General features: G+C 68.8%; 24 protein-coding genes, 1 tRNA gene and 1 pseudogene. 20 read left to right on the top strand and 6 right to left on the bottom strand.

What is annotated here, in order from left to right; translation table 11 throughout:
* Positions 1-32: 32 nt before the first annotated feature.
* The 9 genes and pseudogenes from AAHA49_RS05405 to AAHA49_RS05365 all read left to right on the top strand — a co-directional run bounded on the left by AAHA49_RS05405 (position 33) and on the right by AAHA49_RS05365 (position 7,778).
* Positions 33-245 carry a hypothetical protein gene (locus AAHA49_RS05405; protein WP_342037492.1) on the top strand — a complete coding sequence of 71 codons (213 nt, stop codon included), beginning with the start codon at positions 33-35 and terminating at the stop codon, positions 243-245.
* Positions 245-493 (top strand): hypothetical protein, encoded by a 249-nt coding sequence (locus AAHA49_RS05400; protein WP_094426308.1) that lies wholly within the window; start codon positions 245-247, stop codon positions 491-493. The genes AAHA49_RS05405 and AAHA49_RS05400 overlap by 1 nt, the downstream gene beginning before the upstream one ends.
* A gap of 327 nt (positions 494-820) precedes the next feature.
* Positions 821-2,233 carry a Rep family protein gene (locus AAHA49_RS05395; protein WP_342037491.1) on the top strand — a complete coding sequence of 471 codons (1,413 nt, stop codon included), beginning with the start codon at positions 821-823 and terminating at the stop codon, positions 2,231-2,233.
* Positions 2,230-2,820 carry a hypothetical protein gene (locus AAHA49_RS05390; RefSeq protein ID WP_342037490.1) on the top strand — a complete coding sequence of 197 codons (591 nt, stop codon included), beginning with the start codon at positions 2,230-2,232 and terminating at the stop codon, positions 2,818-2,820. Before AAHA49_RS05395 ends, AAHA49_RS05390 begins: the two co-directional genes overlap by 4 nt.
* A pseudogene (locus AAHA49_RS05385) lies at positions 2,817-3,278 on the top strand (relaxase/mobilization nuclease domain-containing protein); the annotation flags it as partial. The gene AAHA49_RS05390 and the pseudogene AAHA49_RS05385, both read left to right, overlap by 4 nt.
* A gap of 409 nt (positions 3,279-3,687) precedes the next feature.
* Complete coding sequence (locus AAHA49_RS05380) at positions 3,688-4,590, top strand: hypothetical protein (protein WP_342037489.1); 903 nt, start codon at positions 3,688-3,690, stop codon at positions 4,588-4,590.
* A gap of 89 nt (positions 4,591-4,679) precedes the next feature.
* Positions 4,680-5,039, top strand: a complete 360-nt coding sequence (gene cmtR / locus AAHA49_RS05375; RefSeq protein WP_223399569.1) for a Cd(II)/Pb(II)-sensing metalloregulatory transcriptional regulator CmtR — start codon at positions 4,680-4,682, stop codon at positions 5,037-5,039.
* On the top strand, positions 5,036-6,937 hold the full coding sequence (locus AAHA49_RS05370; RefSeq protein WP_223399776.1) for a heavy metal translocating P-type ATPase: 1,902 nt from the start codon (positions 5,036-5,038) through the stop codon (positions 6,935-6,937). Before cmtR ends, AAHA49_RS05370 begins: the two co-directional genes overlap by 4 nt.
* 31 nt (positions 6,938-6,968) lie before the next feature.
* On the top strand, positions 6,969-7,778 hold the full coding sequence (locus AAHA49_RS05365) for an LLM class flavin-dependent oxidoreductase (RefSeq protein WP_342037488.1): 810 nt from the start codon (positions 6,969-6,971) through the stop codon (positions 7,776-7,778).
* Positions 7,779-7,792: 14 nt separating this feature from the next.
* Here AAHA49_RS05365 and AAHA49_RS05360 read toward each other — a convergent pair whose 3' ends face one another.
* The gene (locus AAHA49_RS05360) at positions 7,793-7,939 is read right to left on the bottom strand and encodes a hypothetical protein (RefSeq protein WP_342037487.1); all 147 of its coding nucleotides are present in this window, start codon (positions 7,937-7,939) and stop codon (positions 7,793-7,795) included.
* A 118-nt stretch (positions 7,940-8,057) separates the two neighbouring features.
* Here AAHA49_RS05360 and AAHA49_RS05355 point away from each other — a divergent pair, with 118 nt between their 5' ends.
* The 11 genes from AAHA49_RS05355 to AAHA49_RS05305 all read left to right on the top strand — a co-directional run bounded on the left by AAHA49_RS05355 (position 8,058) and on the right by AAHA49_RS05305 (position 18,281).
* Positions 8,058-9,578 (top strand): MFS transporter, encoded by a 1,521-nt coding sequence (locus tag AAHA49_RS05355; protein ID WP_342037486.1) that lies wholly within the window; start codon positions 8,058-8,060, stop codon positions 9,576-9,578.
* A gap of 87 nt (positions 9,579-9,665) precedes the next feature.
* Positions 9,666-10,922, top strand: coding sequence for an EAL domain-containing protein (locus AAHA49_RS05350; protein ID WP_339391738.1), 1,257 nt, complete (start codon positions 9,666-9,668; stop codon positions 10,920-10,922).
* A 73-nt stretch (positions 10,923-10,995) separates the two neighbouring features.
* A tRNA-Ile gene (locus tag AAHA49_RS05345) sits at positions 10,996-11,069 on the top strand.
* 74 nt (positions 11,070-11,143) lie between these two features.
* Positions 11,144-11,830: a hypothetical protein gene (locus AAHA49_RS05340; RefSeq protein ID WP_342037485.1), complete on the top strand. Its 687-nt coding sequence runs from the start codon at positions 11,144-11,146 to the stop codon at positions 11,828-11,830.
* An 813-nt stretch (positions 11,831-12,643) separates the two neighbouring features.
* Positions 12,644-12,862: a hypothetical protein gene (locus tag AAHA49_RS05335; RefSeq protein WP_342037484.1), complete on the top strand. Its 219-nt coding sequence runs from the start codon at positions 12,644-12,646 to the stop codon at positions 12,860-12,862.
* Positions 12,863-13,031: 169 nt separating this feature from the next.
* Positions 13,032-13,523 carry a DUF3145 domain-containing protein gene (locus AAHA49_RS05330; RefSeq protein ID WP_063250473.1) on the top strand — a complete coding sequence of 164 codons (492 nt, stop codon included), beginning with the start codon at positions 13,032-13,034 and terminating at the stop codon, positions 13,521-13,523.
* A 130-nt stretch (positions 13,524-13,653) separates the two neighbouring features.
* Entirely contained in the window at positions 13,654-14,601 is a 948-nt protein-coding gene (locus AAHA49_RS05325) for an ABC transporter substrate-binding protein (RefSeq protein WP_342037483.1), read from the top strand.
* Positions 14,598-15,641 carry a FecCD family ABC transporter permease gene (locus tag AAHA49_RS05320; protein ID WP_342037482.1) on the top strand — a complete coding sequence of 348 codons (1,044 nt, stop codon included), beginning with the start codon at positions 14,598-14,600 and terminating at the stop codon, positions 15,639-15,641. The genes AAHA49_RS05325 and AAHA49_RS05320 overlap by 4 nt, the downstream gene beginning before the upstream one ends.
* Positions 15,638-16,720 carry a FecCD family ABC transporter permease gene (locus AAHA49_RS05315; RefSeq protein ID WP_342037481.1) on the top strand — a complete coding sequence of 361 codons (1,083 nt, stop codon included), beginning with the start codon at positions 15,638-15,640 and terminating at the stop codon, positions 16,718-16,720. Before AAHA49_RS05320 ends, AAHA49_RS05315 begins: the two co-directional genes overlap by 4 nt.
* Complete coding sequence (locus AAHA49_RS05310) at positions 16,717-17,520, top strand: ABC transporter ATP-binding protein (protein ID WP_342037480.1); 804 nt, start codon at positions 16,717-16,719, stop codon at positions 17,518-17,520. Before AAHA49_RS05315 ends, AAHA49_RS05310 begins: the two co-directional genes overlap by 4 nt.
* The gene (locus AAHA49_RS05305) at positions 17,517-18,281 is read left to right on the top strand and encodes a GntR family transcriptional regulator (RefSeq protein WP_342037479.1); all 765 of its coding nucleotides are present in this window, start codon (positions 17,517-17,519) and stop codon (positions 18,279-18,281) included. Before AAHA49_RS05310 ends, AAHA49_RS05305 begins: the two co-directional genes overlap by 4 nt.
* Before the next feature lie 60 nt (positions 18,282-18,341).
* Here the strand turns inward: AAHA49_RS05305 and fabF are convergent, their stop codons facing one another.
* The 5 genes from fabF to AAHA49_RS05280 form a co-directional block, all read right to left on the bottom strand.
* Positions 18,342-19,583 carry a beta-ketoacyl-ACP synthase II gene (gene fabF / locus AAHA49_RS05300; protein ID WP_342037478.1) on the bottom strand — a complete coding sequence of 414 codons (1,242 nt, stop codon included), beginning with the start codon at positions 19,581-19,583 and terminating at the stop codon, positions 18,342-18,344.
* A gap of 67 nt (positions 19,584-19,650) precedes the next feature.
* The gene (locus AAHA49_RS05295) at positions 19,651-19,902 is read right to left on the bottom strand and encodes an acyl carrier protein (RefSeq protein ID WP_009375612.1); all 252 of its coding nucleotides are present in this window, start codon (positions 19,900-19,902) and stop codon (positions 19,651-19,653) included.
* Between the two features lie 118 nt (positions 19,903-20,020).
* Positions 20,021-21,022 (bottom strand): beta-ketoacyl-ACP synthase III, encoded by a 1,002-nt coding sequence (locus AAHA49_RS05290; RefSeq protein ID WP_339391729.1) that lies wholly within the window; start codon positions 21,020-21,022, stop codon positions 20,021-20,023.
* A 5-nt stretch (positions 21,023-21,027) separates the two neighbouring features.
* Positions 21,028-21,945 (bottom strand): ACP S-malonyltransferase, encoded by a 918-nt coding sequence (locus AAHA49_RS05285; RefSeq protein WP_342037477.1) that lies wholly within the window; start codon positions 21,943-21,945, stop codon positions 21,028-21,030.
* A gap of 55 nt (positions 21,946-22,000) precedes the next feature.
* Positions 22,001-23,200: a PucR family transcriptional regulator gene (locus tag AAHA49_RS05280; protein WP_342037476.1), complete on the bottom strand. Its 1,200-nt coding sequence runs from the start codon at positions 23,198-23,200 to the stop codon at positions 22,001-22,003.
* Positions 23,201-23,229 lie beyond the last annotated feature (29 nt).

Genomic DNA, 23,229 nt, shown 5'->3' with positions numbered 1-23,229 from the left:
ACCGGAAGCACACTCATGTCTGAGGTCTTCCGATGTCTGTCGTTATCGACGCTCCCCGCGCTTCCGCGCTGGACCGTCCTGGGATCGCCCAGGACTCGACCCCCGTTCCGCAGTCTGATGGGCTCGATCCCGTCATCGCCGTCGCCCGTGCCGCCGGTCGCCGTGCCGGTGAGCGCCTGGCCAACACGCCGCTGACCCCGCGTCAGCGCGCCGCCGTCGCCTCCGTGATGGGCGGTGGTCGCTGATGACTGCGAATGCTGCCGCCCTCGATCACGTCGAGGCGTTCCACTGGCGTCTGGGCGATCCCGCTCTCGCCGACGCGGAGGCCCGCCTCTACGACCTCGGCGTGCTTCGCTCCGTGCTGGAGGAGGCCGTCGAGATCGCCGTCGCCGATGCTCGCGCCGACGGGGTGACCTGGGTCAGGATCGGCGACGCCCTCGGCGTCACCCATCAGGCCGTCATCAAGCGCTACCGCAAGGGCGGTGGTCGCTGATGCGAACCGACGCCCGCAACCCCAGCACCGCTCCCGCCGACCTGACCCCGCCCGGAGGGCCTGGCCTGGCACCCGCCGAAGGCGGGATGCCCGTCGTCGTGAACTCCAAGAGTTCTGAGACCCTCATTCGTTCCTACGGGCGCGGCAAGGGCTTGTCGATTGCCGCGCCTTGCAACAACACGCCTGGTCAGAAGGCGTTTCTGCGCTCGCTCCGTCACGCGGCCACGCGGGATCATTTGGGGTCTCATTTGGGGGTCAATAGGGGGTCATTTAGGCGCCGGACTCCCTCTGAGAGTCGTCGCGCCTCCCACGGTGGGGGTAGTCGCCGTGGCTAAGCAGGAGAACAACCCGACGAGCATCGGGCTCACGCAGTACCTCGATCCGTCGTACTGGACCTGGGCCGCCGAGGACGCGAACGGTGCCGCGCTGCTCCGGCAGGGAGCCGAGACGATCCTCGCCTACGTGGTGCAGCGGCTCGAGGCCATCGGCTGCGAGGTCATCGAGGCCTACGGCATCGTGCACGACAAGGACGAGCGCGAGGTCTGGAGCGACACGGAGAAGGCGCTCGTGGTCGAGCCGAAGCCCGAGCACCTGCACGCGGTCATCAAGTTCGCCAGCCGCGCGAAAAGCGCCCCGCTGGATCGGCTCGCGTTCGGCATCGGCGTCGAGCCTCAGTACGTCGAGAAGCCCGGTCGCGGGCGGTACGCCTTCGACAACATGCTGTCGTATCTGACGCACGTGAAGTACGCGGACAAGCACCAGTACGCGCCGTCGGAGGTCGCCACGGTGCGCGGGCCGGACTACCTCGGCATCGATGCCCAGCGCCGGGAGACGTGGCTCAAGGGTCGCGCGCACGTGAAGAAGAAGGTCGTCGCCCAGAATTTCGAGGACATGCGTGAGCGCGTGCTCCAGGGAGAGGTCACGCGCGATCAGATCATGCTCACCGATGAGCTGTTCGACATCTACTCCCGGCATCAGCGGGAGATCGACGACGCTCTGTCGGCCTACGGCCAGCGCCGCGCGTACCGGGCGGCGGCGAAGCTCCGCGCCGGGGAGTTCTCGACGCACGTGGTGTTCGTCCACGGGGATGCCGGGATCGGCAAGACGCGGTTCGCCACGGACTTCATCACGGCAGCGCTCGACTCGGTGAACGCCCACGGCGAGCGGTGGCAGGTCTACCGGGCCGCGACGGGGAACCCGCTCGATGACTGGCGCGGGGAGGAAGTGCTGCTGCTCGACGATCTGCGGGCCTCGGCGATGGACGCGAACGACTGGTTGCTGCTGCTCGATCCGTTCAACGCTTCTCCGGCGAAGGCTCGCTACAGGAACAAGGGGGAGGTGGCCCCGCGGCTCATCGTCATCACGGCCACCATCGAACCCGTCGAGTTCTTCTACTACGCCCGACAGAAGGGCAACGTGGACGAGGCGCTGGACCAGTTCATCCGTCGCCTGGCGTCCGTGGTGAAGGTCTTCCGCGCCGATGACATCAACCGGTACCTCGTGCAGCACATCGGGAAGATCGAGCCTTACGAGTGGCACCAGTGCAGCGTTCCGGCCGCCGCGCACACGCCCGGCATGTACGGCAACGCGTACCACCAGAACGCCGGGTCGCGGGAACTGACCTACGGTCCCGAGACCTCGGCGGAACACGACGCGGACGGCGCGGTCGCCGAGCTGCTGGGCGGTCTCGCGGTGCGCAGCCCAGACGTGCCGATGGCGCTGATCGGAGGTGCGGCATGAGCACCGAGCTCGATGGACACTTCCAGGGGATCGAAGGGGGCGGAGCCCCCTCGCAAGCAGCCACGGAGGGCACGAGCGCCAGCGATGTGTCCGACGGGGCTACTGCTTGCCACTCTGGCGTACAGGTGGAGCAGCAGGCCGACTCCCCGGTGAGCACCGGTCGGGCTGATGCGGAGGTTGTGCGGCAGAGTCACGGCGGCGCGAAGCGTCGTCGTGGCAGCGGCGGGCGGCTCGATACCCGCTTCGATGACGCCACGCTCGGGGCGCTGCGCACTCGTGCGAAGCGGCTCGGGCTGGCTCCGAGCACGTGGGTGCGGAGCGTCGTGCGCGATGCCCTGCACGCCTCTCGGAGCGAGGAGCTGGACGCCGCCGTGGCCGCACGCCTGCTCGGGGTCGAGACGCGCGCGCAGGCCTCGGCGGACGCCCGGGAGCTGGCCGCGCAGGTGCGCCCGCTGGCGATCAACGTCAACGACCTGGACCGCCGTGCACGGGCCGGTGAGGCGGTGGCGCTGTCGGCGGAGGTGCCCGAGCTGATCGAGCTGCTGCGCGAGGTCCGCGCCCTGCTCGGTGATCGGACGGTCTCATGAGCACCACGCACTACAGCCCGAGCACGAGCGCCGCGGACACGGAGCGCTACATCCGGGGCAAGGAGGACGAGCGCGGGGTCGCGGTCACGTGCGACGTGCCGGGAGGCCCGGGAGCGTTCTCGGCGCGCGCCCGCGCGCTCACGCAGCACACGAAGCGCGACGTCGAGGCGCTGCACTACAGGCAGAGCTTCAGCGATGAGGAGTTCGACCCGAAGAGCCCGGAGGACGTGCAGCGGGTGAATGATCTGGGCTACCTGCTGGCGAAGAGGATGCACCCGGATTCGGACTGCCTCGTCTTGACGCATGTGGATGGACGTGGCCGCAAGCCGCACAACCACATCTTGGTCATCAACCACAACAACCGGACCGGGAAGGCGCTCAGCGACTACCGCACGTTCCACGACCGCAAGGCCGGGAACCAGCGGGGCGTGCAGTCGGCGAACGACGAGCTGATGCGCGAGCACGGCCTCTCGGTCGTGAAGCGGCTGGAGCACGCGCCGAAGGACTGGGAGCTGCGCCGCGAGGACTTCGCTGAGGGTGGGCTCGACCGTGAGATGGGCGACCGTATGAGCGCAGCCCTGGCCGATCCCCGCGCGGTGGATAAGGCCGGTCTCGAAGCGGTGATCGAGGAGCAGAACCAGCGGCTCGGCGACGACGAGCGGGTGCCGCGGATGCGCCTGCACACCGCCGTCAGCAAGCGGGGCAAGAACGTCGGCAAGGAGACGTGGACGCTCTACATCGAGGACCGCCGCGGCGAGTCCGGGCGCGCCGAGCGCCGCAAGCGCACGAGCGCCCTCTCTGCGGACTTCACCCCGGAGGGCGCGCAGGCGTTCTTCGACTACCACCAGCAGCAGAAGGAGCAGGACCATGAGCGCAGCGCTCGATCGATTGAAGCAGCAGAACGCGCAGGACGAGCAGCGGCAGCAGCTCGGCAGTCCGGAGACGATGGAGGCGTTGACCTCGATCCTCGCCGCCGTCGAGGCGCAGAATGCGAGGCTCGACCGGCTGGCCGAGCAGCAGAAGAAGCTCGCGGGGTTCGTGAAGGTCATGGACGAGGAGACGACGAGGCGGCTGGAGCGGATCACGGCCCCGCCGTCGACCTCCTCGCCCTCCAGCGACGTGTCCGAGAGGATCGCGAGTATCGCGAGCAGGCAGAGCGAGATCGCGAGCACGCTCGGCGAATTCGCGCAGAGTCTCGACGGCGAGAAGCTGAAGAGCGCCTCGCAGAGCTTGATCGTCGAAGCGCAGAGGAATCACACAGTTACGACCGCAGCATGTGAAGCGCTCAAGGCACAGGCCGACGAGAGCAGGGCGCTCGTGAGCAGGGTCGGCGGTGCCGTGCAGCGGATCGAGAAGCGCACCGAGGAGCGCGTGCAGAAGGCCGTCGAACAGGTCGCCGGGGAGGCCTCGGCCACGATGACGGCGAACCTCGACGCCGCGAACGAGCGGGCCGAAAGGGTCATCGCCGCGACGGCGAAGGTCGAGGCGCGCCAGCTCTGGAGCGCCGCCGCCGCGATGCTCCTCGCGCTCGTGCCGCTCGCGATGCTGGTCGCGGGCGTCTGGATGGCCGTAGCGGGCCTGATCACGGGTGCTCAGTGGGCGCTGGACGTGGACGGGAGCGTGTGGCTCGGCATCGGGCGCTGGCTCGTGGTCAGCGCTGGTCTCGCCAGTGCCGGCTACGCCCTCTTCGCCTCCGCCCGCTGGATCGTCGGCCTGGCGGAGACGTGGAGGGGCCGCGGGATGCCGACATGGCCCCGCTGGCGGAGGTGACCCCAGCTCCCGAGGGCAAGCGCGCGGAGCGCGTGCGGCAGAACTCCACAGAGTGACAATAGGTCAGTGCCTGCTGTATAGTTCAGTGCATGCTGACCATTGCTTCTCGCCTCGACGTCGTGAACCGGCTCGGCCGGGCCATGGCGGACCCGACGCGCTCCCGGATCCTGATGACCCTGTTGGACGGGCCGAGCTACCCGGCCGTGCTCTCGCGCGAGCTGGAGCTGACGCGCTCCAACGTGTCGAACCACCTGACCTGTCTTCGCGACTGCGGGATCGTAGTCGCCGAGCCCGAGGGTCGGCAGACGCGCTACGAGATCGCCGACCCGCACCTCGCGGCGGCGCTCACGGCGCTGGTGGACGTGACGCTGGCCGTGGACGAGCACGCGCCGTGCGTGGACGCCGAGTGCACGGTGCCGGGCTGCTGTGGGACGGGAGCGGGCGCGTGAGCGCGGCGTGCGGCTGCGACGAGCCGGAGACCCGGGTCGGCGAGGAGGCCGAGGAGGAGCGGGAGCGTCCGTGGTGGCGTGACCGCGGGATCATGGTCCCGGTGTTCTCCGGCGTAGCGTTCGGCACGGGCCTGGTCCTGGAATGGACGGGTGCGGAGATCCCGGCGCTGGTGGCGTTCTGGATCGGCCTGCTGCTGGGTGCGTCGACGTTCACGCCCGGCGCGATCCGCAAGCTGTTCACGGGCAAGCTGGGCATCGGGCTGCTGATGACGATCAGCGCGGTCGGCGCGGTCATCCTCGGCTACGTCGAGGAGGCCGCGGCGCTGGCGTTCCTGTACTCCATCGCCGAAGCGCTGGAGGACAAGGCCATGGACCGCGCCCGCGGCGGGCTGCGGGCGCTGCTCAAGCTGGTCCCGGAGACCGCGACCATCCGGCAGGACGGCGCGCCCGTGGAGGTCGCCGCGAAGGATCTGGCCGTTGGTCAGCTGATGCTCGTGCGTCCGGGTGAGCGGATCGCGACCGACGGGATCGTCCGGACGGGCCGGTCGAGCCTGGACACCTCGGCGATCACCGGGGAGTCGATCCCGGTGGAGGTCGAGCCCGGCGACGCGGTGTCGGCCGGGGCGATCAACACCGCCGGTGCCCTGGAGGTCGAGACGACCGCAGCGGGCACCGACAACTCGCTGACCACGATCGTGGAGCTGGTGGAGCAGGCGCAGGCCGAGAAGGGCGACCGTGCCCGCCTGGCCGACCGCATCGCCCGGCCGCTCGTGCCCGGCGTGCTGATCCTCGCCGCCCTCGTCGCGATCATCGGCTCGCTGCTGGGCGACCCGGAGCTGTGGATCACCCGAGCCCTCGTGGTGCTCGTCGCCGCGTCGCCGTGCGCGCTGGCGATCTCCGTCCCGCTGACCGTCGTCGCCGCGATCGGCTCGGCGAGCAGATTCGGCGTGATCATCAAGTCCGGTGCCGTGTTCGAGCGGTTCGGCGTGATCCGCCACGTCGCCGTCGACAAGACCGGCACCCTCACCCGCAACGAGCCCGCCGTCACCGCCGTCCTCACCGCCGACGGCGTGACCGAGGCGCAGGCCCTGGCCTGGGCGGCATCCCTGGAGCAGCACAGCACCCACCCGCTGGCCGCCGCGATCACCGCCGCCGCACCCGGAGCCCCCGCCGCCCTGGAGGTCACCGAGCAGGCCGGGCACGGCATCGAGGGCACCCTCGACGGGGCCCGGGTCACCGTCGGCAGCCCCCGCTGGCTGGACGCCGGGACGCTCAAGGACCAGGTCGCCGGCCTGGAGGAGCAGGGCATGACCGTCGTGATCGTGCACCGCGACGACGTCCCGGTCGCCGCGATCGGCGTCCGCGACGAGCTGCGACCCGAAGTCCCCGAGGTGGTCCGCACCCTCGCCGCCCAGGGCGTCGGGATGACCATGCTCACCGGCGACAACGCCCGCACCGCCCGGGCGCTGGCCGCGCAGGCCGGGATCGAGGACGTGCGCGCCGAGCTGCGCCCGGAGGACAAGGCGGCCGCGATCAGCGGACTGGGCAGGCACGGCTCGGTCGCGATGATCGGCGACGGCATCAACGACGCCCCCGCCCTGGCCGCCGCGGACATCGGCATCGCGATGGGCGCGACCGGCTCCGACGCCGCGATCGAGTCCGCCGACGTCGCCTTCACCGGCCACGACCTGCGGCTCCTCCCGCGGGCGTTCGACCACGCCCGTCGCGGTCGGCACATCATCAATCAGAACATCATCCTGTCGCTGCTGATCATCACCGCCCTGTTGCCGCTGGCCCTGTTCGGCGTGCTGGGGCTGGCCGCGGTGGTGCTGGTGCACGAGATCGCCGAGGTGATAGTGATCCTCAACGGTCTCCGCGCTGCCCGGACGAGGAAGTAGGAGGGAGGTCGTCGAGTGTTATAACTCCGACATGCGCTATGAGAACCCCCTCTACCTCGCCGAGGAATCGGCGGCCCTCGATCTCCTCTCCGACGGTCGGGTGGCCATCGGCGTCAGCCGGGGATCACCGGAGCCGGCCGAACGGGGCTGGGAGTCGTTCGGCTACCTCGACGCCGACGACGCCAAGGGTGCGACGATCGCCCGTGCGAAGTTCGGGAAGTTCATGGACGCGGTGCGCGGCGACAAGGTCGCCCCGGCCGATCCGGCGCAGTTCGGTCCCGGCGCGCGGCTGGCGATCGAACCCTACGCTCCGGGTCTCGACAAGCGCATCTGGTGGGGTGCCGGCACGGCGGCGACAGGGGAGTGGGCAGCCGAGCAGGGCGTCAACCTCATGAGTTCGACCCTGCTCACCGAGGCCACCGGCGACTCCTTCGGCGACCTCCAGCGGGCGCAGATCGACAAGTTCCGCGACGCCTGGAAGGAAGCCGGACACGACTGGACCCCACGGGTGTCGGTCAGTCGCAGCATCTTCCCGATCACCACGGATCTCGACGACCTCTACTTCGGTCGCCGCTCCCGGGAGGACAGCGACCAGATCGGCATCATCGACGACACCCGCTCGACGTTCGGCAAGACCTATGCCGCGGCACCGGATGTGCTCATCGAGCAGCTCAAGGCCGATCCGGCGATCGAGGCCGCGGACACCGTGATGCTCACGATCCCCAGCCAGATCGGCGTCGACTACAACCTCCACGTGCTCCAGTCCTTCGCCGAGCACGTCGCTCCCGCCCTCGGGTGGAAGCCGAACTGGGAGGGCCCGGTCACCGGCTACCCGGTGTGAGACGCCGCGGGCACTCAGGCTTGGGTCTGAGTGCCCGTCGCTGTCCGGCGCTCGGCATCCCGTCGGCGGTTGCGCTTCCAGGCGAAGAACGCGACGACAGTGCCGATCGCGAAGATGCCGGTGGGTGAGAGCACGATGCCGCAGGGCGGGTTGACGGTCAACCGCTGATCACCTGCCGCTGTGTCGGCGATCAGGGACTATCATCGCCAGAGCAGGCCCGACGATGACGTCGCGCCTGCGATGACGACGAGAGGTGAGGGAATGGCGGCAGGCGGCGGAATGACTCAGGTGCAGAAGCGGATCCTCCTCGTCGCCCTCGTCCCGCTCTTCATGTCCCTGCTGTCGGTGTCGATCATCAACGTCGTCCTCTCCGCGATCGCCGCCGACCTCGGCGCGTCGACCTCGGCGCTGCAGTGGGTGCTCACCGGCTACGCACTGTCCTTCGGCGTCGTCCTCGTCGCCGCCGGCCGCGCCGGCGACGTCTTCGGTCGCGCGCAGCTCTTCATCCTCGGCGTCAGCCTCTTCGGCCTCTCCTCCCTCGTCGCCGGACTCGCCCCCGAACCGCTCACCCTCAACATCGCCCGCGTGTTCATGGGATTCGGCTCCGGCCTGCTCAACCCGCAGGTCGTCGGCCTCCTCCAGCAGTACTTCCAAGGTCCCCAGCGTGGCCGCGCCTTCGGACTCATGGGCACGATCGTCGGGCTGTCCGTGGCCATCGGGCCCGTGCTCGGCGGCGTCTTCATCGCCGTCTTCGGCGACGACCTCGGCTGGCGTGCCTCCTTCCTCGTGAACGTCCCCTTCGCGATCCTCGCCGCGATATTCGCCAAGACCTGGCTGCCGCAGACCGCCTGGCATCCCGTCGCCGGAGCCGACCCCGACCCCGTCGAGGAGGATGCGGCAGCCGCAGCGGGGGAGCGGGGGACGGATCCCGGTCCCGACGCCGAGGCGGCGGCCGCCTCGGCGGGAGACGCTGACCCGGCCAGACGCCACCGCCACGACCTCGACCCGGTCGGGGTGATCCTCCTCGGACTCGGTGTGCTCCTCGTCCTCCTGCCCTTCGTCGAATCGTCCGTGGGCTGGTTCGTCTGGGTGGCGCTGCCGATCGGCCTCGGCGTCATCTGGTGGTGGACACGGTGGGAGCGCGCATACGCTGCCCGCGGCCGGTTCCCCATGGTCGATCTCGATCTCTTCTCGATCCGGAGCTTCAGCAGCGGTTCGATCATCATCGCCCTCTACTTCATGGGTGTGACGAGCGTGTGGGTGCTCGTGGCCATGTACATGCAGCGCGGACTCGGACACACCGCCCTGGCTGCCGGCCTCATCGGTCTGCCCGCCGCCCTGCTCTCAGCCGTCTCCGCCGACATCTCGGGACGCTTCGTCTTCCAGTTCGGGCGCAAGCTCGTCGTCTGGGGCATCGTCACCTGCCTGTTCGGCCTGCTCTCCTCCGCCCTCGTCGTCGGCCTCCTCTCCCGGGGCATCGGCAGCGAATGGTGGCTGCTGCTCACCCTCAGCTTCGTCGGCCTCGCCCAGGGAATGGTCATCAGCCCCAACCAGACGCTCACCCTCCAGGAGGTCCCGCTGAAGTACGCGGGATCCGCCGGCGGAGTGCTGCAGACGGGGCAGCGCATCGGCACCTCGATGGGCCTGGCGATCATCACCGCCCTCGCCTTCGCCATCGTCGCCATCAGCGGGTGGGACCTCGGTCTCGTCACCGCATTCGCGTCAATCGCCGTTGTCGTCTCCGTGGCGGGGATCGTCGGGATCGCCGAGGTCAGGAGAGGTCGTGGGCCTCAGCTCTGAGCGGAATAATGTTACCGAATTCAGACAATCGTCGGTGTGCCGTTGTGGAAGACTGTGAACGCACGAACCCACAGGGAAGGACAGACGGTGGCCCAGACGGCGAACGACCAGGACCTTGATCTCGAGGAGCTGGTGCGGTCCGGAGGGATCGAAACCTACTTCGCACCCGTGGTCGACTCGTTCACCTTCGACACCATCGGCTACCAGGTGCTCCAGGCCCCTGTCGGCGACCCCGCCCTCGGGCATGCGGAATCGGAGAATCTGCGCGAGGCCATGCATGCCTCGGACATGATCGGCGACATCGACGCCTCGCTGCGGGCCACCGCCTTGCGCACCGCCGAGGCGGCCGGCCTGCCCAACGCCAACCGCCTCTTCCTCCACGCCGAGGAGGAGTCCTTCGCGACCCTCGAGGACCGCACCGCCGAACCCGACCGGTCCGTCATCCTCCAACTCGACGCCTCCCGGGTGTCCTCGTCGCCGGCCTCGGTGCTCCGCTCGGTCCGGCAGGCAAGGTCGATGGGCTGGGGAGTCGGCATGTCCTCGGTCGGTCCCGACCTGCGCAGCACGTCCTTCGTGCCGCTCGTCAACCCCTCCGTCGTCGGCCTCCACCCTGACGTCCTCACCGTCGAGTGCAACGCGCAGCTCGCCGAACTCAACCGTCTCCTCCACGCCCACCTCGAACGTACGGGGGCTGTCATCCTCGCCGAGGGTGTGACGACCGAGGACGACCTCGACCGGGTGCAGGCGCTCGGTGCCCGATTCATGTCGGGACCGTACTTCGGGCGGGCCACCCGCGAACCCGCACCCGTGGCACCGCCCGTCGAGGACGGACTCGCCGATCACCATTCGCGGAACCTGCCGGCGCTCGGCACCCCGTACTCGATCGCGCAGGGGCTGCGACGCGAACCCCTGGTGATGAACCGCGAACTGCTCATCGCCCAGATCGCCGCCCTCGAAGAACGGGCCCTGGCCTCGGGGGCTGCGACGATCACGCTCGGGGTCTTCGGTGAGGAGACGACGTTCTCGCAGGCCACCTACGACCGCTACGAGCGCATCCGCGACACCGTCGGACTCACCGCGATGATCTCCGGCGGGTTCACGGTTCCGCCCGTGCCCGGGGTGCGCGGGGGAGTCGTCGACGCCTCCGATCCGATGCGCAAGGAGCACGGCGTCGTCGTCGTCGGACCTGACTGGTCGGGCCTCGTCGCCGCCTCGAAGCGCAATGATCCGGGCAGCGACGGTCAGACCGAGTACGACGTCTACATCACCACCGAGCGCTACACGTGCGTCGATGCGGCTAGGAGCGTGCTCACCCGGATCTCCCCGACCACCTCGGCGGGCTGAGCTCCCGCCACCGGGACGCGATCCGACCGGAATCGGAGGCAGACGACCTCCGGTGCTACTCTGGTCTCGGCTCGCCCCCGTAGCTCAGCTGGTCAGAGCAGGGAACTCATAATTCTTTGGTCGTCGGTTCAAGTCCGACCGGGGGCACTGTCTGCTCTGGACGCGGTCCCCGCCGTTGCCGGCAGCGCCTCGTGCGCCATCCCCACTCCCAGGAGACCTCTGTGTCGATCCCCACTGCCCTGACACGCCTCGTCGTCACCGCCTCGGTCCTCGCTCTCGGAGCAGGACTGGGCCTCGCGCCGATGCCCGGCGACGCCCCCGCCTCGGCGAAGACCGCCTACTGCACCGGTGTCGAGAAGAACCGTGCGGTCGCCGCTGGCAAGGTCATCGAGGTCAAGCAGCGCTCGACGCTCAAAGCCGACGTCTACCTGTGCCGCAAGTCCGGCAAGCGCTACATCCGGGACAAGGGACCCTACGGCGCGAGACTCGGCTACGCCGGGACCACGGCGAACAAGCGCGAAGGCGACGGCAAGACGCCGAAAGGCGTCTTCTGGATGCGCAACGGCTTCGGAACCGCGTCGAACCCGGGGTTGAGGAAGTCGTGGACGAAGGTCACTCGCGATCATGTGTGGGTCGACGGCAAGGCGACGAAGAAGGGCGGCTACAACACGATGCAGCGGAAGTCGAAGGGCTACCGAGGCGAGGCGCTCTACCAGCCGAAGCCCTACAAATATGCACAGGTCATCGGCTACAACGAGGCACGCACACCAGGGAAGGGCTCAGCGATCTTCCTCCACGCCAATACCGCCTCGATGAAGACCGCCGGATGCGTCTCGATGTACGAATCGCAGCTCGTGATGACGATGAAGTGGCAGTCGACGACGGCGACGCAGATCCTCATCCACTGACCCGCCGACCGAGACACCCAGGCCGTGGCGTGCGTCAACCTGAATGCTGTGCACCCCACCTCGGGTTCAGCTCTTCAGTTATGAAGATTGTCAAACGATAGCGGCCAGTTCAGATTATAGGTTCAGTGTCTCTCGGAATTGTTTTACTCAAGGTTCTGGGCGAAACGTAAGAAGGGGATGAGGGTACTTTATGAACAGGTGCTCGCGTGTAAAGATGAAGTGGTATTGGTTCTTTCTGATTTACTTGTCGGTTTGTGTAACTTTGGGATTCATTTTGAATTGGCTGGTGTTTTCACGTATTGATGCGACGTTCTGGTTGATCGTACCGTTTTCGATAGTCTGCGCTTTCGCCTATCCGTATATCGCGCGATCATTTCGTATCAGCCCTTGGGGCGGAAGGGGCGGATGAGTCGTTCCGGCTGGCGGCAGGGGTTTTGCCATCACTCGTTCTGATTGTGCGTCTGCTGGGACCGATGAGTGTGGTGCTGATGAGGCTGGTATTGCTGCGTTGTCGTGATTGAATGTTGGCAATGGGTCGACTCTTTTCTCAAATCGATGACATAGCTCCAAGCCGCAGGCGGCTCCTCTTGCAGACATTCCGCGAGTCTGCCTGTCTACTCCGGGCTGCTCTCGCCCTCTCCGCCTACACCTCGCGGCTCGTGCATCGTCGAGAGACGCGGCAAGACTTGCACCATGTGCTATCCGGGGTCGCGTAGGTGAAGAGCAGATGGACTATCGACGTTTTGCGACCGACCGCCCGTCTCGAATAGGCTCCTGTAGTTCCCCTGACTCCCGAGTGAAAGCAGATCTCCTATGACCAGAACACGACTGGGATCCTATATAGCCCTGGCAGTCTTCATCCCGCTGTTCGGCGTTGCCGTTGCGACCGGCACCATCGCAGGCATGGAGCGCGACGCGAACGTGTACGGCGGCCCCGCCGAGGTGATCTTCCCCATCGCGGGAATCGCCGCACTTGTCGCGGCCGGAACCGGGATCGTGCTGGCGGTCAGGAGCCACTCGTCGGGACGGTGAGGGTAAGCGGTCAGCCTGCCACGGTGTCGATACGCTTGGTTGCCCGCAACCCCACGTGAACAGGCATTTCGCTACTTGGCTCACACCTCATCGTGCACTATCATGAGCGGTGTACCTCCTTTCGGGTCGTTGGGGAAGACGTATCCGAGGTAGGAGGCACACAATGGATATGACACAGGGCGTACTCTTCGTCCACTCAGCACCTCGCGCGCTCTGCCCGCACATCGAATGGGCAGCGGGCGGGGCAATCGGTGCACAGGCACGCTTCGACTGGACACCCCAGCCGGCAGCGCCCGGCCTGGTGCGCGCCGAAGTCTGCTGGCGCGCGCCCGCAGGCTCGGGCTCCCGCATCGCATCCGCCCTGCGCGGATGGGACTCGCTGCGCTACGAAGTCACCGAGGAACCCTCCGCCGGCGTCGACGGCGGACGCTGGAGCCACACCCCTGACCTCGGCATCTACCATGCCGTCACCGACTCCGTCGGCAACATCCTCGTCCCCGAGGACCGGATCCGCTCCGTCATGGAACGCGCCGGCGGCGACCCCGCGAAGCTCGCCCACGAGATGGCCCTGGCCCTCGGCGAAGCCTGGGACGAAGAACTCGACGCCTTCCGCCATGCGGGTGAAGGCGCACCCGTGCGCTGGCTGACGAAGGTCGGCTGAGCCTCCGCCCGTCCGGGCACCCTTATCCGCACCACCGACAGCGGGCACGTCATCGCCTCCGACGCGCCCGCTGTCGTCGTGTGACGAGCGTCATCTTTACAGTCGACTGGGTAAGGTTAGGATAACTTCCATGACTATGACGCCGCGGATGATCGCCGCCCTCGCCCTTGTTCCTGCCCTTCTCACCGGCTGCGGTACCGCCGCGGCCGAGTCGACCACAGGATCGGTGAGGACCGTGGAGACCACGCTCGGCCAGGTGTCGGTGCCCACCGATATCGACTCCGTCGTCGTCCTCGAAGGACGACGCGACCTCGACATCGTCCTCTCCCTCGGGCTTCCGCTCACCGGCTACCCCTACGAGGAGAAGGGATCCCTCGACCTCACCTCCCCGACGGCCGACGCCCTGGAAGCGGCCCAACAGAAGGGTGCGAAAGAGCTCTTCCTCGCCGACGAGATCAACCTCGAGGCCATCATCGGCGCTGCCCCCGACCTCATCGTCTCCCGCGCCGAGGACGTCGAACCCATCCGGGCCGAGCTCGAGGCCATCGCCCCGGTCATCGCGATCGGCGACCAGAGCACGAGCACCTGGCAGGACGACCTCGAACTCGTCGCGGCAGCCACCGGCACCGAGGATCGCGCACAGACGCTCATCAAGGAGTACTCCACGCGAGTCTCGGCGCTCAAGGACCAGTACGGGCCCGTCCTCAGCGAGAACACCTTCGTCCCGCTCAGCTACAACGGCGAAAGCCTCGAAGTCCGGCCCAACCGGCTGCTCTCCATCAACCTCCGCGACCTCGGCGCCACCCCCTCGAAGGCGTTCCAGGACGCGATCGACGGCAAGGAGGTCGCCTTCAGTCCCGAACAGACCGTCGAGGGCTTCGCCGATGCGAACGCCGTCGTCGCCCTCATCAACGACAAGCAGGTGTGGGACGACTTCCAGGGCAACAGCCTCGTCAAGCAGCTGCCAGCCTTCCAGGACGGAAACGTCACCCGCGGAGACAAGCAGACACACGAAGGCGCGGCCCTGACCGCCCAACACAACCTCACCGTCATCGAACAGCTGCTCAAGACACTGTGACCACAGGCGTCCTCGCGCCCGCCCCGGCGACGGTGCGCCCGGGTCCGCCCGACCGGTCACTGGTTCTCTGCACACTCGGTCTCGCAGCCGTTGTCGGCTTGAGCGTGCTCATCGGTGCCCGATCCCTCGACCTGCCGACGGTCGCGGCCGCCCTGACCGGTCAGGGCACCGCGGAGGCCGCGGCGATCGTCTGGGAACAGCGCATTCCCCGCACCCTCAACGGCCTCCTCGGGGGAGCGGCCCTGGCCGTCGCCGGCGTCGTCATCCAGGGGCACACGCGCAATCCGCTCGCCGACCCCGGACTCCTCGGCGTCACGGCCGGAGCCTCACTGGCCGTCGTCGTGGGCATCAGCGTCCTCGGCTTCGCCACACCCGCAGAGTACCTGCGGTTCGCCTACCTGGGTGCTGCGCTCGGCGCGAGTGCCGTGCTGATCATCGGAGTGCTCGCCGGGCGGCGCCGGGACGCCTCACCGGCCTCCCTCGTCCTCGCCGGAGCGGCCGTCTCGGCCCTGCTCTCCGCCGTCACCGGCATCATCCTGCTCCTCCACGCCGCGGCCCTCGACGTCTACCGCTTCTGGACCGTCGGTTCCCTCGCCGGCGGCCGCGGCCTCGACTCCCTCGCCGTCGTCGCCCCGCTCATGCTCGCCGGGGCGGTGCTCGTGGCCGCTCAAGCGAGATCCCTCGACGCCTTCGCCCTCGGTGCCGACACCGCCCGCTCCCTCGGCCGGCGACTGCTGCCCGTGCAGCTCATCGGACTCCTCAGCGTCACCCTCCTCGTCGGCGGTGCCACCGCGCTCGTCGGTTCCCTCGGCTTCGTCGGACTCGTCGCCCCGCACATCGCCCGCGGCTTCGTCGGACCCGGCCACGCAAGGCTCCTGCCGCTCTCCGCCGTGCTCGGCGCCGCCCTCGTCCTCGGCGCCGACATCCTCGGTCGGGTCCTCGTCGCCCCTGCCGAACTGCCGGTGGGCATCGTGTTGGGAGTCATCGGCGGGCCCGTCTTCCTCGTCCTCGTCGTCCGCCTCTTCCGGAGCCGGTCATGAGCGCCCCGCCGAGGCTGACGGCCCCGCAGGCCCTGCGCGCCGGGCCCGTGTCGCTGCGGTGGTCACCCCGGACCGTTGCGGTCACGCTCATCGCCGGACTCACCGCACTCACCGCTGCGCTCCTCTCGCTCGGCATCGGTGAGATCACCGTGAGCCCTGGCCGGGTGTTGGCGGCCCTGCTCGGCACCGGCACCCCGCAGGAGGAGCTCGTCGTGCTCACACTCCGGGCCAACCGCACGCTCCTCGGGCTGTTCGTCGGGGCGATGCTCGCCCTCTCCGGGGCGATCGTGCAGACGACGACGCGCAACGGCCTCGCCAGTCCCGACCTCCTCGGCGTCACCGCCGGCGCCGGCGCCGGAGCGGTCGCCGTCATCGTCTTCGGCGGCACCGGAGCCGCAGCCTCGGCGATGCCGACCCTCCTGGCCGGTCTCGGAACCTCCGTCGCAGCCGTCGCCGGCGGACTGCTCGCCGCACTCACGGTCGCAGCGATCCTCCGCACCGCCTCCGGCGGCGGCCTGCAGATGCTGCTCATCGGGGTGGGCACCTCGGCGCTGTTCTCCGGACTCACGAGCTGGATGCTCATCACCGCAAGCATCGACGAGGCGGCCCGGGCCAACGTCTGGCTCGCCGGTTCCCTCAACGGACGCGGCCCCGTCGAAGTCGTCCTCGCCGGTCTCACCCTCCTCGTCGTCACCGTCATCCTCGTGCCGGCCTCGACGAGGATCCCCGGGCTCCACCTCGGTGCGGACCTCGCCTCGGCCCTCGGTCAGGATGTGGCGCGCAGCCGTGGGGGACTCCTCCTCATCGCCGTCGTCCTCGCCTCTCTGGCCTCAGCGGTGGCCGGACCGATCGGGTTCGTCGCCCTCGTCGCCCCGCACATCGCCCACCGCGCAGCCCTCGCTCCACGCCCGCCGTTGGCCGCCTCGGCGCTCATCGGGGCCGCCATCGTCCTCGGCAGCGACCTGCTCGCCCGCACCCTGGCCTCACCCATCCTCCTGCCCACCGGCGCGATCACCGCGGTCGTCGGCGCGCCCTTCCTCATCTGGCTGCTCGTCCGCCGGGGAAAGGACACGCTGTGACGAATCCGGCGTTCGAACTCCACCATGTCGGGGTCCGCCTCGGCGGTCGGGACATCCTCCACGACCTCTCGCTGACCATTCCCGCGGATCGGACCACGGCGATCATCGGGGCGAACGGCTCTGGGAAGTCGACGCTGCTGCGCACGCTCGCCCGGCTGCAGGAGCGCACTGGTTCGGTCCTCCGTCACGGCGCGGAGATCTCCGGCATCCGACCGCGCGCCTTCGCCCAGGACGTCGCACTGCTGCCCCAGGCCCCCGAGGCTCCGGCGAACCTCACCGTCACCGACCTCGTCTCCCGGGGGCGGGACCCGCACCGGCGCTGGTACGACCAGTGGTCGGCGGCCGACGAACGGATCGTCAACGAGGCGCTGGCGGCGACCGGACTGGCTGACATGGGACAACGGGGGCTCGGGACGCTCTCCGGCGGCCAACGGCAGCGGGCGTGGATCGCCCTCACCCTCACGCAATCCCCGTCGTTGCTCCTCCTCGACGAACCGACGACCTACCTCGATGTCGCCCACCAGATCGACGTCCTCGAGACCGTCACCGCCCTCCAGCGCTCCCGCGGCATGACGGTGATCCTGGTCCTCCACGACCTCGGGATGGCTGTGCGCTACGCTGACCACATCATCGCCGTGCAGGACGGTCGGATCGCCGCCGAAGGCCCCGCGGAGTCGACACTGACGCCGAGCGTCATCAGGGACGTCTTCGGGATCGACAGTGCGATCCTCACCGATCCGGTGACCGGTCGCCCGGTCATCGTCCCGCACCGGGCACTGGAGACGACGGAGGCCCCATGAGGACGACAGCGGGACGCGGACGCCGCGTCGGCACGACTATCGGGGGACCGGCCAGCGCCGTGGCCCTGGCGCTCGAGGCCCTGCGCGCCCGCATCCTCCGCGGTGAGCTCGCCCTCGGCGAGCACATCTCCGAACAGACCCTGGCCGACGAACTCGGCGTCGGCCGTGCCACCCTGCGGGAGGCGCTGCGCGACCTCGAACACGACGGACTCGTCACCCATGTGCCCGGCGCCGGCACCCGGGTCGTCACCCTCAGCCTCGAAGACGCCTACGAGATCATCACCCTGCGCGAGCATCTCGAGGACCTCGCCGTCGACCTCGGCGTGCCCGCCCCACCGGCCCGGGTCGAGCGGCTCATGACCGCCGTCGACGCCCTCGAACGCGGAGCGGCGAACGGCGACGAAGCGGCCTGCGTGCCCGACAGCCTCGACTTCCACCGCGCGTTCATCGCCCTCGCCGACAACGCGCGGCTCACCGCGGCCTTCGAGACCATCCTCTACCCGCTGGGGCTGCTCATGCAGCTCAACCGTCGCGCCAGGGCGTCCGCAGAGAGCCTGGCCGACCGGGCGGCCCGGCACCGCCGGCTCGCCGAACTCGTGCGCACAGGCGACCCCGAAGCGGTGCGGGCGGAGATGAGCAGCCACCGGACCACGGCGTTCCTCCGCTCGGGCGAACTGACCACGGACGGACTCAGCGACGCTGCGCGCGCCTGGGTGGAGTACCGGACGACGCTCGACACGCAGTCGCCCGCACAGCGCTGAGCGCAGACACGGCGAGGGCCCCAGCGCACGCGCTGGGGCCCTCGGTGATCGGCTGTCGGATCAGACCGACTTGAACGCGACCACCGCGTTGTGACCGCCGAACCCGAAGGAGTTCGACAGGGCCGCGATGTCGCCCTCAGGCAGCTCCGCAGGGGTGTCGCGGACGATGTTGATGGCCACCTTGGGATCGACCTCGGTGATGTTCATCGTCGGGGGAGCCGTGCGCGTCTGCAGCGCCTTGACGGTGAAGATCGCCTCCACCGCACCGGCACCGCCGAGGAGGTGACCGGTCATCGACTTCGTGCCGCTGACCAGCGTGTCCTCGACATGATCGCCGAGGAGTTCGGCGATCGCCACGGACTCGGGGATGTCGCCGACCGGGGTCGACGTGGCGTGGGCGTTGACGTGCTTGATGTCGGCGGGGGTGAGACCGCCGGCCTCGAGCGCCTCCTCCATCGCCCGCAGCGCGTACTTGCCCTCGGGCTCGTTGCCGGTGATGTGGTAGGCGTCGTTCGAGATGCCCCAGCTGGCCACCTCGGCGTAGATCTTCGCCCCCCGGGCCTTGGCATGCTCCTCGGTCTCGAGGATGAGCGCACCGGCGCCTTCGCCCATGACGAAGCCGTCACGGTCGACGTCGTAGGGACGCGACGCGGTCTCGGGCGAATCCGTGCGGCGCGAGAGCGCCTGCATCGAGTTGAACGCCGCCAGCGTGATCGGGTGGATCGCCGCCTCCGAACCGCCGGCGATGACGATGTCGGCGTCGCCGTTTGCGATGAGGTCGTAGGCGTGGCCGAGGCTCTCCGTCGACGACGCGCAGGCCGAGACCATCGTCTGCACACCGGCACGGGCCTTGAACTCCATGCCGATCGCGGCCGCGGGGCCGTTGGGCATGAGCATCGGGACGGTCAGCGGCATCACGCGGCGCGGACCCTCCTCCTTGAGCGTGTCCCACGCATCGAGCAGCGTCCACACGCCGCCGATGCCGGTCGCCCAGGACACGGCGGTGCGGTCGGGGTCGGTCTCGGTCAGCCCGGCGTCCTCCATCGCCTCACGGGCGGAGATGAGGGCGAACTGGCTCGAGGGGTCGAGGCGCTTGGCCTGGACGCGCTTGAGCTTCTCGGGAACGACCTCAGGGTCGACTGTGGCGGCGAAGTCGACTGTCAGGCGGTACTTCTCGGCCCAGTCGTTGTCGAGGGTGCGCACGCCGGACTGACCGGCCAGCAGTGCCTGCCAGGTCTCCTCGGCCGTGGCGCCCAAGGGTGTCACCGCACCGATACCGGTGACGACAACTTTTGGTGTCATGGTCAAAACCTCGTCGATAGTGTGGGACACGGCCCGTCGGTGGACGGGCCGTGTGCGTCCAAGCGGTTCAGGCTTCTTGGGCCTTGTTGATGTAGTCGACGGCATCCTGAACGGTGACGAGGTCCTTGACGTCGTCGTCCGGGATCTTCACGCCGAACTTCTTCTCGGCGTTGACGACGATGGTCATCATCGAGATGGAGTCGATGTCGAGGTCGTCGGTGAACGACTTGCTCGGCTCGACGGCCTCGACGGCCAGGCCGGTCTCTTCGTTGACGATCTCTGCGAGTCCGGCGAGGACTTCAGCTTCGGTGAATGCCATTTCTTTCCTACTTTCTTAAGACAACCGGGAGTTCCCCGGTCGGATCGGAACCATATCGACGAGTGTCCCGCCGAATATCTTAGGACATCCGCGGAGGGTTTTCCGCGCATGCGCGGTCTCAGGGGAGCCGGACGACCTGTGCGCCGTAGACGAGGCCAGCGCCGAATCCCATCTGCAGGGCCAGCCCGCCGGAGAGTTCGGGCTGCTCGCGCAGGAGGCGTTCGGTGGCCAACGGGATCGACGCCGCCGAGGTGTTGCCGTTGTCGGCGATGTCACGGGCGATGACGACGGACTCGGGCAGACCGAGCTGCTTGGCGAGTTCGTCGATGATGCGCATGTTCGCCTGGTGGGGGATGAATGCGGCGAGGTCGGCGGCCTCGACACCCGATTCCTCGAGTGCCTTCTTCGCCACCTCGGCACCGTCCCACACGGCCCAGCGGAAGACGGTGGGACCGTCCTGACGCAGGGTCGGGAAGGGCAGGTCACGGTCGTCGCGGACGTCCATGAGCGAATCGGTCATGCGGATCGTCGACCAGTTCTCGCCCTTCGACCCCCACACGGTCTTCGAGATTCCCGGCTCATCGGCCGAGGTGACGACCACGGCGCCGGCGCCGTCGCCGAGGATGAAGGAGATCGACCGATCCGTGGGGTCGATGACGTCGGAGAGCTTCTCCGCACCGATGACGAGCACATTGTCCATCGTGCCCGCCCGCACGAGGGCGTCGGCCTGGGCGATGCCGTAGCAGTACCCGGCGCACGCGGCGCTGATGTCCCAGGCGGGAACCGGGCCGGTGCCGATGCGGTCGGTCAGGGCCGCCGCGGCCGAGGGGGTGAAGTAGGGGAAGGTCACCGTGGAGATGATGACGCCGCCGATGTCCTCGGGCTTGAGCCCCGCCGAGGCGATCGCCTCAAGGGCTGCCTCTTCGCACATCTCGAGGACGCCGACGTCCTTGCTCGCGCGGCGGCGGGTGACGATGCCGGTGCGCTGGCGGATCCACTCGTCGGAGGAGTTGATGGGACCGGCGATGTCGTCGTTGGTCACGAGGTTCTCGGCACGGTAGGCGCCGATCCCGGCGATCTTCGAGAACCGGCCGAGCTCGGCCGTCTTGAGTGTGGGCATGGTGGTCATCCTTCTGCTCCGGCGTGAGCGGCTGCGAACTCACGCGCACCGTCGAGATCGGCGGCGGACTTGATGGGGAACGTCTCGACGCCCTTCATCGCGCGGCGGGCGATGCCGGTGAGCGTGCCGCCGGGGACGAGTTCGATGAGCCCGGTCACACCCTGGGCGAGCAGGGTCTCCTGGCACAGGTCCCAGCGCACCGGGTTCGTGACCTGGGAGACGAGGAGATCGACGTAGGCGCTGCCGTCGGTGACGACCGAACCGTCGGCGTTCGTGAGGATCGGCGTCGTCGGGTCGCTCACGCTCAGTGAGGCGGCGGTCTCGGTGAGCGCGGGAACAGCGGGAGCCATGTACTCGGTGTGGAAGGCACCGGCGACGGGCAGCGGGATGACGCGGGCGCGCTCGGGCGGATTCTCCGCGAGCGTCTCGAGGTCGGGCAGGGAGCCTGCGGCCACGGTCTGGCCGCCGCCGTTGACGTTGGCGGGGGTGAGACCGGCGTCCGCGATCGCCGCGAGGACGTCTGCGGGCTCACCGCCGACGACGGCGGACATGCCGGTGGGCGTGGCAGCCGCGGCTTCGGCCATGCCGGTGCCGCGGACGGCGACGAAGCGCATCGCATCGGCGGGGGAGAGGATGCCGGCGATCTGCGCGGCCGCGATCTCCCCGACGGAATGCCCGGCGACGATGTCGGGGGTCACCCCGAGTTCGGCCGCGCAGGCGATGGCCGCGGCGACGAGCAGCGGCTGTGCGAGTGCGGTGTCCTTGATCGTCTCGTCGTCCGATTCGGTGCCGTGCAGACGCAGGTCGATGCCGGAGGCATCGGAGAGTTCATCGATCTGTGCTGCGAACGTCGGCAGCTGAAGGAAGGAGGCGAGGAAGCCTGACTTCTGGGCGCCCTGGCCCGGGCAGGTGATGACTAGCACTCAGTTCTCTTTTCGTTCGATGTCGCTGTTCAATCTAACGGATGGACCAAGTCGGTCACGGCGTTTTGTCGCGAGACGACAATAGCCCGGCATCTGACAGTCGCCCGTACACCAAGGCGATGTGGATGACGAAGGCGTCGCGGGACACGGTCGGGTCGAGGCCGATCGCCTCGGTGATCTTCCGCAGCCGGTACCGCACGGTGTTGGGGTGGACGGACAGCGCCTTGGCCGTGGCCTCGAGCGAGGACCCGAATTCGACGTAGGCGCTCACGGTCTTGAGCAGCTGACCGGTGCCGGTCGTCAGCGGTTCGTAGTAGCGGGAGATGAGTTCGCTCAGGGCCACGGCGTCGCCGGCGAGTGCGCGTTCGGGGAGGAGTTCGTCGGCCTTGACCGGGCGGGGGGAGTCGGGGCGGGCGGTGGCCGCCTTGAGCGCCCTGATCGCCGCCTTCGCCGAGGTGGCCGCCTCGGCGAGGCTCGGCACGCTGGGTCCGACGATGACCTCGGAGGGACCGAAGCAGTCGGAGAGGTCCTCGACGGCGGTGTCGAGGTCGCTCACTCCGCCGAGGACGATGAGGAGACGATTGTCGTGGACGCCGACGAGGGCGTCCTCGGCCCATTTGCGGGCCTTGCGGCGGATGACGTCGACGCCCTTCTTCGCCGAGCGCTGCGGGGCGCGTCCGACGAGGACGGTGACCGGCTCCTCCGACTGCCAGCCGAAGGCCGCGGTGCGGCTGGCGAGCTCGTCGACGGAGTCCCCGCGGACGAGGGCGTCGACGACCATCGCCTCGAGCCGGGCGTCCCAGCTGCCGCGGGCCTCGGCGGCCCGGGCGTAGACGTCGGCGGCGGCGAAGGCGATCTCGCGGGAGTAGATGAGCACGGCCTCGCGCAGCGCCGACTGCTCGGCGGTGCGGGCGATGTCGGGCACCCGTTCCTCGACGACCTCGACGACGACCTTGAGCAGCTGCAGCGTCTGCTGGAGGCTGATGGCGCGGATGAGGTCGCGGGGCGCGGACTTGAAGATCTCGCTGACCACCCGCAGATCCGTGTCGGGCTGCCGATACCAGTCGATGAACGAGCTGATGCCCGACTGGGCGAGATGGCCGACCCACGACCGGTCCGACGGCGCCATCGAGCGATACCAGGGCAGGCGGGCGTCGAGGCGTTGGAGGGTGACGGTGGAGAGGACTCCGACCCCTGCGCGCAGGCGTCGTCCCGTCTCAGCGCGGCGGCGCAGCGTCTCGGTGTCGGAACTCATGGACTCCAGCTTAAGGCCTCGGCGACAAT

The organism is Brevibacterium ammoniilyticum (assembly GCF_038429965.1).
GTDB lineage: Bacteria > Actinomycetota > Actinomycetes > Actinomycetales > Brevibacteriaceae > Brevibacterium > Brevibacterium ammoniilyticum.
This window is presented reverse-complemented; position numbering and strand designations above follow the sequence as displayed.